Source organism: Nonlabens sp. Asnod2-A12 (assembly GCF_045063745.1).
Classification (GTDB): domain Bacteria; phylum Bacteroidota; class Bacteroidia; order Flavobacteriales; family Flavobacteriaceae; genus Nonlabens; species Nonlabens xylanidelens.
In genome coordinates, this window is record NZ_JBEFOB010000003.1 from 3,101,044 (window position 1) to 3,116,891 (window position 15,848).

General features: G+C 33.4%; 15 protein-coding genes. 11 read left to right on the forward strand and 4 right to left on the reverse strand.

Going from position 1 to position 15,848, the window contains the following annotated elements; genetic code table 11:
- The first annotated feature begins 138 nt into the window (after nucleotides 1-138).
- The 5 genes from typA to ACJJVJ_RS14085 all read left to right on the forward strand — a co-directional run bounded on the left by typA (nucleotide 139) and on the right by ACJJVJ_RS14085 (nucleotide 6,052).
- A complete protein-coding gene (gene typA, locus ACJJVJ_RS14065) occupies nucleotides 139-1,944 on the forward strand; it encodes a translational GTPase TypA (RefSeq protein ID WP_104516477.1) in 1,806 nt (601 codons plus the stop codon).
- Between the two features lie 135 nt (nucleotides 1,945-2,079).
- A complete protein-coding gene (locus ACJJVJ_RS14070; protein ID WP_405371049.1) occupies nucleotides 2,080-3,015 on the forward strand; it encodes a hypothetical protein in 936 nt (311 codons plus the stop codon).
- 288 nt (nucleotides 3,016-3,303) lie between these two features.
- A complete protein-coding gene (locus ACJJVJ_RS14075) occupies nucleotides 3,304-3,603 on the forward strand; it encodes a hypothetical protein (RefSeq protein WP_104516491.1) in 300 nt (99 codons plus the stop codon).
- 43 nt (nucleotides 3,604-3,646) lie between these two features.
- Nucleotides 3,647-4,747 (forward strand): DegT/DnrJ/EryC1/StrS family aminotransferase, encoded by a 1,101-nt coding sequence (locus ACJJVJ_RS14080; RefSeq protein ID WP_405371051.1) that lies wholly within the window; start codon nucleotides 3,647-3,649, stop codon nucleotides 4,745-4,747.
- The gene (locus ACJJVJ_RS14085) at nucleotides 4,748-6,052 is read left to right on the forward strand and encodes an O-antigen translocase (protein ID WP_405371053.1); all 1,305 of its coding nucleotides are present in this window, start codon (nucleotides 4,748-4,750) and stop codon (nucleotides 6,050-6,052) included.
- On the opposite strand, the gene ACJJVJ_RS14090 is transcribed toward ACJJVJ_RS14085, so the two are convergent.
- Nucleotides 6,049-6,420: a hypothetical protein gene (locus ACJJVJ_RS14090; protein ID WP_104516495.1), complete on the reverse strand. Its 372-nt coding sequence runs from the start codon at nucleotides 6,418-6,420 to the stop codon at nucleotides 6,049-6,051. The two genes, ACJJVJ_RS14085 and ACJJVJ_RS14090, sit on opposite strands and share 4 nt — an antisense overlap.
- Nucleotides 6,421-6,569: 149 nt before the next feature.
- On the opposite strand from ACJJVJ_RS14090, the gene ACJJVJ_RS14095 reads away from it, so the two are divergent.
- Nucleotides 6,570-7,337 carry a 3'-5' exonuclease gene (locus ACJJVJ_RS14095; RefSeq protein WP_104516497.1) on the forward strand — a complete coding sequence of 256 codons (768 nt, stop codon included), beginning with the start codon at nucleotides 6,570-6,572 and terminating at the stop codon, nucleotides 7,335-7,337.
- A gap of 289 nt (nucleotides 7,338-7,626) precedes the next feature.
- A complete protein-coding gene (locus tag ACJJVJ_RS14100) occupies nucleotides 7,627-8,385 on the forward strand; it encodes a hypothetical protein (protein WP_405371055.1) in 759 nt (252 codons plus the stop codon).
- Here ACJJVJ_RS14100 and ACJJVJ_RS14105 read toward each other — a convergent pair.
- On the reverse strand, nucleotides 8,351-9,730 hold the full coding sequence (locus ACJJVJ_RS14105) for an FAD-binding oxidoreductase (protein ID WP_405371056.1): 1,380 nt from the start codon (nucleotides 9,728-9,730) through the stop codon (nucleotides 8,351-8,353). The genes ACJJVJ_RS14100 and ACJJVJ_RS14105 overlap by 35 nt on opposite strands.
- Before the next feature lie 508 nt (nucleotides 9,731-10,238).
- On the opposite strand from ACJJVJ_RS14105, the gene ACJJVJ_RS14110 reads away from it, so the two are divergent.
- Complete coding sequence (locus ACJJVJ_RS14110; protein ID WP_405371058.1) at nucleotides 10,239-10,757, forward strand: hypothetical protein; 519 nt, start codon at nucleotides 10,239-10,241, stop codon at nucleotides 10,755-10,757.
- On the opposite strand, the gene ACJJVJ_RS14115 is transcribed toward ACJJVJ_RS14110, so the two are convergent.
- Both ACJJVJ_RS14115 and ACJJVJ_RS14120 read right to left on the reverse strand, forming a co-directional pair.
- A complete protein-coding gene (locus ACJJVJ_RS14115) occupies nucleotides 10,750-10,992 on the reverse strand; it encodes a hypothetical protein (RefSeq protein WP_405371060.1) in 243 nt (80 codons plus the stop codon). The two genes, ACJJVJ_RS14110 and ACJJVJ_RS14115, sit on opposite strands and share 8 nt — an antisense overlap.
- A 3-nt stretch (nucleotides 10,993-10,995) precedes the next feature.
- Nucleotides 10,996-11,472 (reverse strand): SRPBCC family protein, encoded by a 477-nt coding sequence (locus ACJJVJ_RS14120; RefSeq protein WP_405371062.1) that lies wholly within the window; start codon nucleotides 11,470-11,472, stop codon nucleotides 10,996-10,998.
- A gap of 121 nt (nucleotides 11,473-11,593) precedes the next feature.
- Here ACJJVJ_RS14120 and ACJJVJ_RS14125 point away from each other — a divergent pair, with 121 nt between their 5' ends.
- Genes ACJJVJ_RS14125 through ACJJVJ_RS14135 form a run of 3 tightly spaced genes read left to right on the forward strand, consistent with a single transcriptional unit; the run spans nucleotide 11,594 to nucleotide 15,843 of the window.
- Nucleotides 11,594-13,573, forward strand: coding sequence for a peptidylprolyl isomerase (locus ACJJVJ_RS14125; RefSeq protein ID WP_405371064.1), 1,980 nt, complete (start codon nucleotides 11,594-11,596; stop codon nucleotides 13,571-13,573).
- Nucleotides 13,566-14,417 (forward strand): hypothetical protein, encoded by an 852-nt coding sequence (locus ACJJVJ_RS14130; protein ID WP_405371066.1) that lies wholly within the window; start codon nucleotides 13,566-13,568, stop codon nucleotides 14,415-14,417. Before ACJJVJ_RS14125 ends, ACJJVJ_RS14130 begins: the two co-directional genes overlap by 8 nt.
- Entirely contained in the window at nucleotides 14,377-15,843 is a 1,467-nt protein-coding gene (locus tag ACJJVJ_RS14135; protein ID WP_405371068.1) for a peptidylprolyl isomerase, read from the forward strand. The genes ACJJVJ_RS14130 and ACJJVJ_RS14135 overlap by 41 nt, the downstream gene beginning before the upstream one ends.
- Nucleotides 15,844-15,848 lie beyond the last annotated feature (5 nt).

The following is a 15,848-nucleotide window of genomic DNA, read 5'->3' on the forward strand; positions in this document are numbered from 1 at the left end:
CTTTCGCGAAAGCGAAACTAATAACAATAAACCTAGTTGAAAATCAGGTATTTGAGAGAAATGGCTTAATTATGCTAATAAACCGCTAAAAACCAATAAATAAGCCTATTTTTGCAGCCGCTAACAAGCGTTATTTTTATGAAAGACATTAGAAACATTGCAATTATTGCTCACGTAGACCACGGTAAGACTACGTTAGTAGACAAGATTTTACACCACTGTGAGATTTTCCGTGAGAATGAATCCACTGGAGAATTGATCCTTGATAACAATGACATCGAGCGTGAACGCGGGATTACTATCCTAGCAAAGAACGTATCGGTAATGTATAAAGGAACTAAAATCAATATTATTGATACTCCTGGTCACGCCGATTTTGGTGGTGAAGTAGAACGTGTATTAAATATGGCCGATGGTGTGCTACTTCTAGTAGATGCATTTGAAGGACCGATGCCACAAACTCGTTTTGTGTTACAAAAAGCAATAGACCTAGGTTTAAAACCTTGTGTTGTTGTAAATAAAGTAGATAAAGAAAACTGTACTCCTGATGAAGTACATGAGTCTGTTTTTGATCTAATGTTTGAATTAGGTGCTGAAGAATGGCAACTAGATTTCCCTACTGTTTACGGTAGTGCAAAGAATAACTGGATGTCTGATGACTGGAAAGATGAGACGACTAACATCGAGCCTCTTCTAGACATGGTAATCGAGCATGTTCCTGCACCTGTTGTAGAAGAAGGAACTACTCAGTTATTAATTACTTCTCTAGATTTCTCTAACTATACAGGTCGTATCGCGATAGGACGTATTAAAAGAGGTTCTATTAAAGAAGGTCAAAACGTGACTCTTTGTAAGCGTGACGGTTCTCAAACTAAAACTAAAGTCAAAGAAGTTTATGTCTTTGATGGTATGGGAAAAGCCAAAGTAACAGAAGTAATGGCTGGTGATATTTGTGCTATAGTAGGACTAGAAGGTTTTGAAATAGGTGACAGTGTTGCTGATTTTGAAAATCCTGAAGCGATGGAAACTATCGCTATCGATGAGCCTACAATGAGTATGTTGTTTACTATTAATGATTCTCCTTTCTTCGGTAAGGATGGTAAATTTGTAACATCTCGTCACATTAATGACCGTCTTACTAAAGAATTAGAAAAGAATCTTGCTCTACAGGTACACGATACTGGTAGTGCAGATAAATTTATGGTTTTCGGTCGTGGGGTATTACACCTTTCTGTATTAATTGAAACGATGCGTCGTGAAGGTTATGAATTACAGATAGGACAGCCACAGGTTATCATAAAAGAAATAGATGGTGTTAAATGTGAACCAGTAGAAGAGCTTACTATCGATTTACCAGAAGCGGTAAGTGGTAAAGCTGTTGAAATGGTTACTTTGAGAAAAGGTGAAATGACCAGTATGGCTCCTAAAGGTGAGCGTATGGTTTGTGAATTTAAAATCCCTTCTCGTGGTATTATAGGTTTAAGAAACCAATTGATCACTGCTACTGCTGGTGAGGCTATTATGAATCACCGTTTTGTAGGTTTCGAACCTTATAAAGGTGAAATCGCTGGTCGTATCAACGGTTCTATGATCTCTATGGAAAAAGGAACTTCTATTCCTTATTCTATGGATAAATTACAAGATCGTGGTAGATTCTTTATCGCACCAGGTGAAGAGATTTATGGTGGTCAGGTAGTAGGTGAAAATTCTAGACCAGATGATCTAGCAATTAATCTTACTAAAACAAAGAAACTTTCTAACGTGCGTAGTGCAGGTAATGATGATAAAGTAAAGATCGCTCCACCAGTGAAATTTACTCTAGAAGAAGCTCTAGAATACATCCAGAAAGATGAATATGTTGAGGTTACTCCTAACTTCTTGAGAATACGTAAAGTTATTCTTGATGAGGGTGAGCGTAAACGCGCAGGAAAACAACTTTCTTAATCACGGATTAAGTTAATTATATTGAAAAAGCAGATTCGCAAGAATCTGCTTTTTTTTGCTCTATACTTTTACTAACTACTAAGCTTGTTTAAAGGTGTAGCATTCTCTTATCTTAGCATTAAATTACACTAGTTTTTGACTTTAACGATACAACAATACCATCCTGATCTTAAACGAGTATGGAATGATTTTATAGATCATTCTATTAATGGGACATTTTTATTGCATAGAGATTTTATGGACTACCATCACGATCGGTTTAAAGATCATAGTCTGTTGGTTTTTAATGAGGACGCATTAATTTGTTGTATTCCTGCACATACGGTTCAGGATTCTATTTATAGCCATCGTGGTTTGAGTTATGGAGGTTTGATTTTAAACAAAATCAGCGCCCAGAATATAGACTTAGTATTAGAGTTATTTGTGGAGTATGTTAAGGGGCACGCTTTCGCGAAAGCGGAATTACAACCACCACCTTTATCTTACAATACTATAAATAGTGAAATAGCAAAATATTTAAAAAATTATGGGTTTAAGATAAATCGTGTTTTACATAATCAATATGTGAACCTAAAGGAAGAGGTTAATGTTTCTCCTAAAAAGAGTATAGGTTACCGTAATGGGAAATTTGATGGTTTATCAATTCATAAAGGAAGTGATTTTAAATCTTTTTGGGACTTTGTACTCGTACCACAACTAGATTCTAGACATGCATCTAAGCCAGTACATAATGTGGAAGAGATAGAGTTATTGCACTCTAGATTTCCTGAACAAATAATTCAACACAACGCATGGAGAGATGGAGAATTACTGGCCGGAATTACATTTTTTATAAAAGATAAAGTAGTGAAATCGCAATATGCATCTAGTTCATTAAAAGGTATGAAAACCGATGCAGTGGGCTTTATTTATATGGAAGCGATGAAAGAGTTTAAAGAAAAAGGATTTTCTATAATGGATTATGGGCCTGTAAATGAACGTGACGGAGCTATTAATGAGGGATTGTTGCGTTTTAAGAAGCAATTGGGTTGTGTAGAAGAAGAGTGGAAAAGATGGGTGATTGAGCTTTAAAAACTCTATAAATGATAAAAACCACTAGTAAAAAGGTGCTATCAGACACTTATTCACTAGCGGTTTACCAACCAAACTTAACTTATTTTTCTTTTTCATAATATATAGAGGTGTTTATAATTAATTAAAGGCTAATTCAATAATCTAAACAAGAACTTCTTATCTTATGATGGTACAAATTTAATGCAATGACCAAGTTTAAGATGCTAACGTGTCGTTAAGCAATGTTAAGTAGTGTTATCTATAAAATTGAAAAAAGCAGTTATGTTTGCAACAGAATATTAACAAATGAAGAATACAAAGCGATCTTTTCACATGGCCATTATTTCTAGTGTGCTACTGTTAGTCTTTACTTTACTATCTTATACGACTAGAACTGCAGGAAATAATATTAATGATATTACAGGTTATTTGATGACCTTGTTTTTTGTTACTGTGGTTATGGGTTTTGTTTTAAGCTTGTTGAGTATTAAAGAAAAGTACCATTGGAAAAAGTACGTGGGTATAGGGATCAATACTTTTTTCTTCATTTTATTAGTCATAGGATTATTGGGTAATCTGGTAGACATAGTAAATGCTTTTAGTTAAAGCACTTTTGTTTTGATATATTCGTTAAATATCCATGACCGAGATGACTCCACCTTACATTCCATACTTAGACCTCAAACCTTTAAACGATAGGTTTGCTCAGGAAGACCTCTTGTCATTTAAAGAAATTCATGCTTCTGGCAGATTTATAGGAGGTAAATATGTAGACCGATTTGAAAAAGAGTTTTCAGTCTATTGTGGTACTAGTCATTGTATAGGAACTGGGAATGGATTAGATGCTTTAACTATTATTTTAAAGGCCGAAGTTGCTCTAGGTAACTTACCACAAAACGCTTCTATACTGGTACCAGCACATACGTACATAGCTACGTTTTTAAGTGTTATCCATGCAGGTATGCGACCTGTGCCTGTAGATGTAGAAGAACTTACCTTAACTGCAAATGTGTTGCGCAAGGTAACTCTAGAGTATGATGCGATCATCGTTGTTGATATTTATGGAAAATTAGTAGATGATGAGGTGTATGCTTTTGCAAAAGATAATTCTTTACCCATTTACTGCGACACCGCACAATCTCATGGTGCTACAAATAAATTAGGTGAACGATCTGGAAATCTAGCTAGGGCTAGCGCTTTTTCTTTTTACCCCACTAAAAATTTAGGTGCACTAGGTGATGCAGGTGCAATAACTACCAACGATTTTGAACTAGCAAACATGTGTCGTAAAGTGGCTAATTATGGTAGAGAGAGTAGATTTGTAAATAATATTATAGGTGTTAATTCTAGATTAGATCCATTGCAAGCGGCTTTCTTATCTAACAGATTACCAATGCTGGATGCAGATAATACCAGAAGAATAGAAATAGCTACCTATTATTACCAGCATATCAATAACGTAAAAGTAAAACTATTACCGTCTGATTTTTTGAACAACTGTGTGTCACATGTTTTTCCTGTATATGTTGCTAATAGAAAAGTTTTTATGGATTACCTCGATCATGAAGGAATAGGAACAAGTGTGCATTATGAAATACCGCCACATCAACAAGCGGCATTTAAAGAGTTGAATCATCTTAGTTTTCCTGTTACCGAAGAATTACATCGTACCGAGGTGAGTTTACCATGTCATCCTTTATTGAGTAATGAAGATGTAGAATTTATTGTAAAAGCAGTAAATGCTTATTAAATGAGAAGACTGCTCGATAAACTTAATAAAAACCTACTTCTTAAAGTAGCAGGATTCAATTCTATTTATATACTTATAAAAATAGGAACTGGTACCGTTATGTCTTGGGTTCTTGCAAATTATGTAGGTGCGGCAGGAATGGGTGTTTTAGGTAATTTGCGCAATTTTACACAAGGAGTATGGAGCTTTGCCTCTTTAGGTCTTGAAAATGGACTCGTTAAAAACACTGCAGAACATAAGGAGAATCCAGTAGTTTTAAAAAAGGTTATAAATACTGGTTGGACCATGTCTATTGTAACAAGCATGGTTGCTGCTATTGTTATATTTTTTTCGGCAAGATGGCTGGATCAAGAACTCATTGCTGTAGATGCAGATTTTTCTCTAGTATTTAAATTGTTTGCCATAGGGTTGCCATTTTATGTTCTTTTCATTTTTATAACTAGCTTAATGCAAGGATATGAATGGTATAAGAAATTCATAACGCTCAATATTATAATTAGCTTAATTGTTTTTTTAATATCAGCTTATTTAAGCTTTGAGCATAATTTAACTGGAGCACTTTATGCTATTGCGTTAGTTCCATTTACACAATGTTTAGTAGGAGTTTTGTTTTGGTTTACTAGGGTAAAAGCTCAAATAGCACTTAAAGAATTGCTAGCTTTAAATTTTGATAAACGCACAAGTGGGCAACTATTAAAATATAGTGCGATGGCATTATTTAGTACATTGCTTATACCTTTTGTTAATATTCTAGTACGTAATACGGTTAGGGTAGAGGTGAGTGATGTAGCTGCAGGGTGGTGGGAAGCTGTAGTGCGTATTTCTGGTTATTACATGCTTTTTGTAACCAGCCTAGTGAGTCTTTATGTATTACCTAATCTAAGTAAAGATAGCAGCCTTAAGAATTATAGAATAACGATAGTACATTTTTATAAAACGATGCTACCTATAGTTATAGCAGGACTAGTGACTATTTATCTTTCTAGAAATTTAATTCTTTCCATACTTTTTACTGAAGAGTTTAATGGTGCCCAACCCTTATTTAAATGGCAATTATTAGGAGATTTTATAAGAGTAATCACCACAGTAATCGCTTTCAGATTTATTGCGATTAATGACTTGTGGCGTTACTTAACTGCTGAGGTTTTAAGTATTCTATCTTTTTATTTGCTATCAATATACTTTATACCTATTTATCAAGAAGAAGGTGTGGTAATAGCCTATTTAGGTAATTATTTATTCTATCTAGTCGTTTTGTTAGTTTTACTGCGCAAAGAACTATTTAGTAAAATAAAAGTAGTTTAATTACCATTAGATGCCTCGCGTCTTATTTGTTTAACCACTGTGTCTGATTTTTTAAACATCATGCTGTTATCCTTTTCAGTAACTATTGCCATGTAAGAATGTACAGTGTCAGCACCTTTAAGAGGTATTAATTCTATTAGGTCTATTTTCTTTTTTGCTGGTATGGTGGTAATCATAGGTCGGTCTGCACTGCGTCTAAAACCAGAACTCTCTACCCTGAAGAATAGGTCTATATCCTTTCCAGTCGTATTCTCTGCTACATACACAATACTTTTACGCTCATTGCGCACAGTGATATCTATGCCTTTATGAGAATTTTGTTCTGGTGTTATGAATAATAGTAAAAAAAGAATAGTAATGAGTTTCATGATAATATTTTAATAAATGCATTCAAATTTTATGCCTAGCTGCCTTGCACAAACTTATATTTGTAAAGTTAGTTAATTTCTGTATCAGTGATAGTGGTTGTTCCGCTTTCGCGAAAGCGGATCCTTTAAAATAAATATCCAGTATTATTATGAATTTACAACTCAACAGACCTATTTGCTTTTTTGACCTAGAAACAACAGGAACCAATATTTCTAAAGATAGAATCGTTGAGATTTCTATACATAAGGTTTTTCCTAATGGAGAAGAAAAAACGTATACTTTTAAGGTAAATCCTACTATTCCTATCCCGCCAGAGACTACTGCTATACACGGTGTAAGCGATGATATGGTTAAAGATGAACCGACTTTTAAAGAAAGAGCGCACGAGGTACATAATATTATCAAAGACTCTGACCTTGCTGGTTTCAATTCTAATAGATTTGATATACCACTTCTTGCTGAAGAGATGCTGCGCGCCGGTGTGGATTTTGATATGGGTAATCGCAATGCGATAGATGTGCAAAACATCTTTCATAAAATGGAACAACGTACACTAGTGGCTGCTTATAAATTCTACTGTGACAAAGATCTTACTAACGCACATAGTGCAGAGGCTGATACCATCGCAACTTATGAGGTTCTTAAAGGACAGTTAGATCGCTATCCAGAATTAGATAACGATATGAAATCGCTTGCAGAATTCTCTACACGTAGAAAACCTGTAGATTTTGCTGGGATGCTTGCGTTTAATGATCAAGGAGAAGAGTGTTTTAACTTCGGGAAACATAAAGGAAAAAGAATTGTTGATGTTCTAGAAAAAGAACCTGGTTACTACAGCTGGATTCAGAATGCAGATTTCCCTCTATACACAAAGAAAGTTCTTACGGCTATAAAGCTGAGAGGTTTTAATGGGTAGATTTATCCTAATAAATCAAAAAAAAAGGATGTTTTTTTATAAGAGACATTCTTTTTTTTGTTTAATTATTTGAGCTGTTTATGTGGCTAGAGTTGATTCTTTTTATCGCCTAAAAACACAAAGTCGGATAAACGGTAATTTTTAAAAAGACTATTTTATTATAGAAAAGAGGTATAATGCAGCGTTAGGTTTAGAATGTTTCTTAATAATCTTAAAGGGTAAATAAGCACTTTGTATTCATGTAATTTATATCACTTTATGACTATTTTTGTTTATTAGACAGAGGTCCATGAATAGATTAGCTAGACTATCTAAAAATAAACAGATGCTTTATATAGCAATGATTTTCATTGTTTTAAACATCATAACCATATTCTTTTTTGAGCTTATTGAATTTAGGTTAGTTAGACTCTTATCTTCAATTACCGCATTACTGTACTTTCATTTCTACATAAGTTATAAAAACAGAATTATATACAGTATTTTCATCATGTTAGTCTGTTCTGATGTTTCCATGGTTTTTTATGAGCATTATTTGGGTTTAATCACATATACTTTGTGGTCTATCGCTATTTATCTAACGTTAAGTATTTCTGCTTTGAGAAAAATACAATGGAGGCGTGTTACTAGCTTAGATTACATTGTTTTTATATTGGTTTTTCTTTTTAATATTTACATTTTAGAATTCACAGTGTCAGATATAAGGGAATTATTTGAAACTAGACTAGCTTATTATTTAATAAAGATGACTGGTTATACAGGATTGATTTCTTGTCTATTGTCTGCGTTTTTGAATGCAACGCGTCTGAGTTTTAGAACAGCTTACTTTATGTATGCTTTATTTGGTTTAATATTTTCAGATTTTGTTGCAATGCTTGCATTTTATTATAAAATTGAGCCCAAACTGTTTTTTCTAATCGATAGAGCAGCTTATTTGTTTGCATTGTTCTTTTTAGTACGACATGCTTATATGGCATATTTGCAAAAAGAAGCAGCTAAAGCGGCGGCAATACTCAAAAAATCTTCCCAGGATTCAATAAGTCTTTAGAATCCATTAATGTTTTAAGTGATCTCATTAAAGATATTTCTTCTTTTGTTCTACATAGTTCTAGGTAATCTTTTTTGTGCGTTCCTATACCATGTTCTGCACTTACAGAACCACCTATTTCCTTTAAATCACCATAGATACAGTGGTCGATTTCTTTTTTCAGATCGACACTCAAATTCTCTTTGCCTATCATGAAATGTATATTACCATCTGCCACATGGCCAAAGGCATATACCTGCTCAACGCCATTTATTAATGCAAGCGTCTCATACCTTTCTTTTATATAAGAACCTATTAATGGTATAGGTAGACTTATATCAAAGTGTTGATCGTGTTTCATGAAGTCTACTAGATTATTAACGTCTTCTCTAATTCTAAAAAACCATTCTATATCACTAGGAGATTGCGCCATTACGGCATCTAGAATAAGATCATTTTCTAATGCGTTTTCTAAAATTTGTTGAAACTCTTCCTGGTCTTTTATTTGATCACTACCTAAGGCTTCAACTAATACATAATAATTATAATCATAAGGTAGTGGTGGTTTTACTGCATCACTTACACTTGTCATTTGCTGATAACTGTTTTTCCAGATCAGTTCAAAGCCGCTCATTTTTCCTGCTAGATGGCTATCCATGTATTTAAGAAATTTTACCACATCTTCATATTCATCAAATGCGATATAGGCTGCATTACGGCTTTGTGGAGCTTCTTCTAGTTTAAGTATAGCTCTAGTGATAACACCTAGTGTCCCTTCACTACCTATAAATAATTGTTTTAGATCATAAGCGCTATTGTCTTTAATAATCTTTTTCATAGAAGAGATGATAGTCCCGTCTGCGGTTACTGCCTCGAGGCCTAATACAAGTTGTCTAGTCATGCCGTATTTGAGAACCCTTAAACCACCAGCGTTAGTAGAAATAATACCACCTATTTGTGCGCTACCCTTTGCTCCAAAATTTAAAGGGAATAAGAGGCTTTTTTCTGTAGCTGCGTTATGTATATTTTCTAGAATAACACCTGCTTGTACAGTCATAGTTCGGCTTGCTGTATCTGTTTCCTCAATTTTATTTAATCTTTCTGTAGAAATAACTACCTCGTTGCCTGTTGTCTCTGTACTACCTACTAGATTAGTTAGGCCTCCATGAACGACTATCGGCAGCTCTTGTGCATAGCAAATTTTCATGATCTCACTTACTTGTTGCGTTGTTTCTGGTAGGAGAACGCATAGAGCATTTAATGGTTGATCCATGTGCCATATATGATGATATCGATGTGATAGATCATCAGGCCCTAAAATCTGATCTGATTTTAAAATGGTAGTGAATAAGGAGGTAATAGACATTTGAGAAAAGTAATTAAATAAACGGAAAATCTATGAAACGTATGAAAATATAATATAATTTCAAATCTAAAGTTTATTAATTAAAACGAGACTCTTTAGAATACTCTATAGTTCAATTAAAATCAAGCTTATCTATTAAGTTTGTATATTTTCATTATAAAATTTTAATGACTATAGAGTGTGTAATAAAACTTTATCAACGTTTAATCTTTAAAATAGGTTTTTAAACGATGTTTAATTCAGGTTTTAAATGTAATTTACCACACAAAGGATTAATAATTTATTTTTGTCCAAAAGGAATTAATAGTTGCCTGGCAAGTTTTTACATAAAGAATTTATAGTAATAATAGCAACCTTATTGTTATTAAACTTTGCTTCCGTTTATATTGAAGATTTATCTTTGATAAGATGGAGTAGGTTATTAACAAGTGTTGTGGGGTGCGGTTATTTGGTGTCTAGGTATAAAATATATTTAATACCCAGATTTCTATTAGGTACATTATTATTAGTGCTTACCGATGTTTTTTACATCTATCTCAATTTCACCGTAACGCATCTACTGTATTTAGTAGCTTCTACGGCGGCATTTTTATTGTTTGTTATTTCTATTAATCAATTTATTAAATGGAAATCAATCTGTAAGACTACCGTATTACTTTTAATTTTAACTAATGCAGGGTTGTATTATTTCTTAAACTACTTATTAGAAATTGTAGTTCTAGATATAGAGGGCTGGCTATTGCATCTGTATAATATTTATGCGATAACAGGAATGATATATTGTTCTATTACAATAATATCATTTTTACAAGTAGATGATCGTACAGGAAATGGTAATTATCTATATATATCATTCGGCTTTTTACTGTCTAACACTTTTCTTCTAGTGGCCTTTTACAGCGATATCATAGATTTTTATTACCTCACTCGTATTTTCTATTTTTTAGTATGGGGATCTTTAGTTCATTTATTGGGTAGGCGAGCAGTTGAGCGTTTTTCTAAATTAGAAGTAAAAAAACTTAATTAGACGGTTGCCATAATTGTCCGCGGTGTGGTTTTAGTGCATCTCGCACTGCTGGCATGAATAACTCTTCTAGTGCTAGAAATGCTATAAAATGATTCTTATTTATTTGTTCTGTACCAGTTGCTAGAGATTCTACTTTATTTTCCTTTACATATTCATCTAAATGTATAAGATGGTGAGCTGCAGTTTTTTGAGCATCTGGGCCCTTAAAATCCCAAATTAATTTTAGTTGTCTCATAAATTAGTATTGCTTTACTGGTATTTTACTTTCTGCAAATATCTTAAAATCTTTCATGTGTTGATAGGTTTGGTTAGTAAAGAGTTGTGGTCTTGTTTTAGCTATTACTCTCATCATACCTGTAAATTTAAAAATGCTGTTGACGTTCCATAGGGTAGATTTTACTACTTTGTTTTTTATGATAGTTTCGCTTTCGCGAAAGCGATTACTCTGTAAGTTAAGTACACCACTAGTACGGTAAGTGGCTTCCCAGAGATGTGGCAAGTCTACAGCAGTAATCTCTTCTTTCATGTTAATAATAGCACCGCTTACCTTAATTTTCATATCACGAGTGCTACCTACTTTTCCGGGCTCGCCAGATAGAGGTCTTGAGCTTACTAACCCTTTTTGCCAGTGTTGAAAAAAGTCTTCATTTTTAAATAGTTCCATCACCTGATTAATGGGTAAAAGTATCTCGATTACATTCTCACTTTTTATCATAGAAGAGCAGTCGTAAAATGCATCTAAAACTTATACGGTAACCTTAAAATAATTGCTAGTTTCTAGCGTTTTGAAAGGCAATCTTAAATAACTATTTTTGCAATCCTTGAAAAGGAACTATATGAAGTATATAAGTAGTCTATTATTGATAAGTGTTTTTTTTCTGACGGTAAAAGCAACGGCACAAGACATAGGAGATAAAACGTTGCTTACCATAGATGGTACAGATTATGACGCTGGAACATTTATGAAGTTTTACTTTAAAAACATAGATATAGTACAAGATGAAGATCAAAAAAACATTGATAATTATCTCGATCTTTATATTGATTATCGTCTTAAATTGCAGCAGGCTTATAGCCTAGATTTACATAAAAAAGAAGATTACCTTAAAGAAATAGAGAGCACTCGTTCTAGTATTGCACAGGCATATTTAACTGATAACGAGGTGTCAGATCAGTTAGTGAGAGAGGCCTATGAGCGGGGTAATAAAGAGGTAAATGCAAGTCATATTCTCATAAAAGTAGATCGTGCAGCTTCACCTGCAGACACGTTAAAGGCATGGAATAAAATCCATGATGTCGAACAAGAATTGAAAAATGGAGCCAGTTTTTCTTCTCTAGCAAGAACTAAAAGTGAGGGCCCTAGCGCAGGTAATGAAGGTAATCTAGGCTGGTTCGGTTCTTTTAGAATGGTATATGAATTTGAAAATGCTGCATTTGAAACAGAAAAAGGCAGTTTTTCTAAACCATTTAGAACAGACTTTGGCTATCATATAGTTTATGTTAATGATACAAGACCTAATCCTGGTGAGTTAACAGTGGCGCATATCATGGCTTTTGATAAAAAAGATTCTGGTAGTAAAAATGCTCAAGAGCGTATTCTAGAGATTTATAAACAGGTACAATCGGGCAAAGATTTTAAACAATTAGCTCGTGAATTCTCTGACGATGGTAACAGTGCTGCTCGTGGTGGTAAATTAAATAAATTTGGCACAGGTGGTGTGGACGAGGTGTTTGCAAACGCTGCGTTTGCATTGAAAAATGTAGGAGATTATAGTGAGCCTATAAAAACTAAATTTGGCTGGCACATTATTAAATTGTTAGAAAAACATCCTGTTAAATCTTATGATGATTTAAAAAAGGAGTTAGAGAATAAAATTAAAAAATCTCCAAGATCTAGAAAAATAACAGAAGGCTTTATAAATAAATTAAAGACCCTCTATAACATAGAAAATCAAAATGCGTTGCCAAAAAACGTATATACGATGGTAAACGATACGTTACTACTTTCTGGAAAGTATAAATTTGATGATCAGCTAACAGGTCTGGATCAAAAGCTTTTTACTATCAATGAGGCTTCTTATAAAATAGGAGATTTCTTAAAGTATGTAGAAACTAAAATGGCTAAGGATTTTAAACCTTATCCATCTAAGAAAGCAAAGTTAGATGCTTATTATACAGAATATAGCAACGACCAGTTGATGTTATACTACGATAAAAATCTGGAGAGAGATAACAAAGAATTTAGATTTTTGTATAATGAATTTAAAGAAGGTTTTCTAGTCTTTGATCTCATTGAGACAGAAATATGGAACAAGGCAAAAAACGATTCTATAGGTTTAAACGAATATTTTAATAATCACCGAGAGGATTATAAATGGAAACGAAGACTAGACATCGTATTAACTCAAAATGTATCTCGTGATATAGCTGAAAACGTACGTCAGCAGCTCATTAAAAAAGTAGCGATAGATGATATAAAAAGCAGTTTAAATATCGATAATAAGACTCAAGTCATTGTTTCTAGTGGAGAGGTAGAAGAAACTTATAATAGGTTGCCAGATAACTTTGAAATAAAACTGGGAGTTTCTTCTGTTTATCACGATGCCGGCGATAGCTTTTATAAGGTGATAGATGTTAAAGGAATTAAAGAGCCTACAAATAAAACACTAGAAGAGGCTAGAGGTAGTGTGGTAAATGACTACCAGCAAGAACTAGAAAAGAACTGGTTAGATAATTTAAGAAATGGCCATCAAATTAAGGTGAGTAAAAAAGTGTTTAAAAAAGTAAAAAAAGCAATAGAAAATCAACTTGATTAAAAGATTTATATACATATTAATAGCAGCTAGTCTAGCATCCTGTCAGTTTTTTGAAAAAGAAACAGAGCCAGACGCTGTAGTTAGTTTAGGAAAGCATTATTTAGATAAAAGTGATGTAATGCGCATCCTGCCATCTGATTATACCGTGGCAGATAGCACAAGAATTATGGATGCTTATATCAATAAATGGGCTACAGATTATCTGTTGTTAGATAATGCTCGAGATAATATAGGTCAAAACCGCCAGCAAGAACTAGAAGAGTTAGTAGAGAATTATCGTGTAGAATTATATGCTCAAGAATATTTAAAAGATCTAACTAAGCAAAATCTGGATACTATAATTTCAGAAAATCAAATTAAAGCATTTTATGAATTACGTAAAGAAGACTTTAAATTAAATGAAGATTTAGTACAGTTTAGATACCTGCAATTAGATCCTCTTAACACTGATTTGCAAAAAATAACTAAATGGTTCAATAAAGGAGATGTACCTTCGTTGAGAAAGATCGATAGTTTAAAATTATCGTACCGCAATTACTTTTTAAATGATAGCATATGGGTTAAAAAGAGCCATCTTTTTGACGCCATGAATGTAATCAACCCTGTAAATGAAAAGTTATATATAAAAGAGAATAAAATTTGGAAACTAGAAGATAGTCTTGGTGTATATTTGGTGCGCTTCAATAAAGTGCTCAAACGCGGTGATCGTGCGCCTTTATCTTATGTTAAGCCTACAGTAAAACAGGTTTTGCTCAATAAAAGCAAGCTTGCCTATATTAAAAAATTAGAAAAAGATTTATTAAATGACGCTATTAACAGTGATAAACTTAAAATCAACAATTAAATACCTAGGTGTTTTTATCGTTCTCGCTTTCGCGAAAGCGGTAACCGCACAAACAACTACGACAGATAATGATGTTGTAGATGTAGATAACCAGATCGTTGCAGAAACTCTAGCCGCTATGGATAGTGTAAAACCTGTAAAGAAACGATTCCTTATAGAAGGTGTCGCTGGTGTGATAGGAGATTATGTAATCTTAGGATCTGATATTGTAAGTGCTAAGCAGCAAGCAAATAGACAGTCTGGAATAGCTAATATTTCAAATTGTGAATTAATGGAAAGCCTACTGTCAGAAAAAATGTATGCCCACCATGCAATTCAAGATAGTATAACCATAAGCGATCGTGAGATAGAAGGTAGAACAGAGCAAACTATTCAATATTTTAAGAATGGTTTACAGACTACTGATGAGCAAAAAGTAGCCGATTTCTATAAAAAGGATAATATAGCTCAGGTAAGAGAAGCTCTTAATAGATTAAATCGTGATGTATTGCTAGCACAGCGCATGCAAGAAAGAATTACAGAGCAGGTAGAGATTACACCAGAAGAAGTACGTGAGTTTTTCAGTAAAATATCTGAAGAAGAATTGCCTCTTTTTAACACAGAAGTAGAAATGGCGCAAATAGTCGTTATTCCTGAGGCTGAACAAAGTGAAATAGATATAGTCGTTAATAAACTTAAAGAATATAGAGAAGATGTTCTTGATAATGGTGCAGATTTTGCCGCAAAGGCAACTCTTTATTCTGATGATACTGGGACAGAACGTGCTGGTGGTGTTTTAGAATTACAAAGATCTAGTCCATTTGTAAAAGAGTTTAAAGATCAAGCATTTTCATTAAGAGAAGGAGAAATCAGTGAGCCTTTTGAGACTCAATTCGGCTGGCACATTCTTTATGTAGAGAAAGTTATAGGACAGATAAGACAGGTGAGACACATTCTATTAATACCATATATATCGGTAAGTCAGATAGAAAAAGCAAAAGCAGAATTAAATGCTATGCGTGATCGTATCATTCTTAAGGAGATCGAATTTGGTGAGGCAGCAAAAGAAATAAGTGACGAAGAAAGAACAGCTCAAAATGGTGGTAAAATTATTAATCCTAACACAGGAACTGGTAGAGTAGAGATCACTAGACTTGAGTCTGATATGGCATCCACATTACAATTTCTTGAAAAAGGAGATGTAAGTGGTATTATAGAAGAAAAAAGTCCAACAGGAGCAAAATCTTTTAAGCTAGTTTATGTTATCGATAAAATTCCAGACCATAAAGCAAATTATGCTCAAGATTATTTAAAGATTAAGGATCTTGCATTAAAAGATAAGCAAGTAAAAGCTATCAATAAATGGCGTAATGAAAAAATAGCCGATACTTATATTAAAATAGGATCAGAATATAATGAGTGCGATATTCTGAATGCTTGGAAATAAATAGT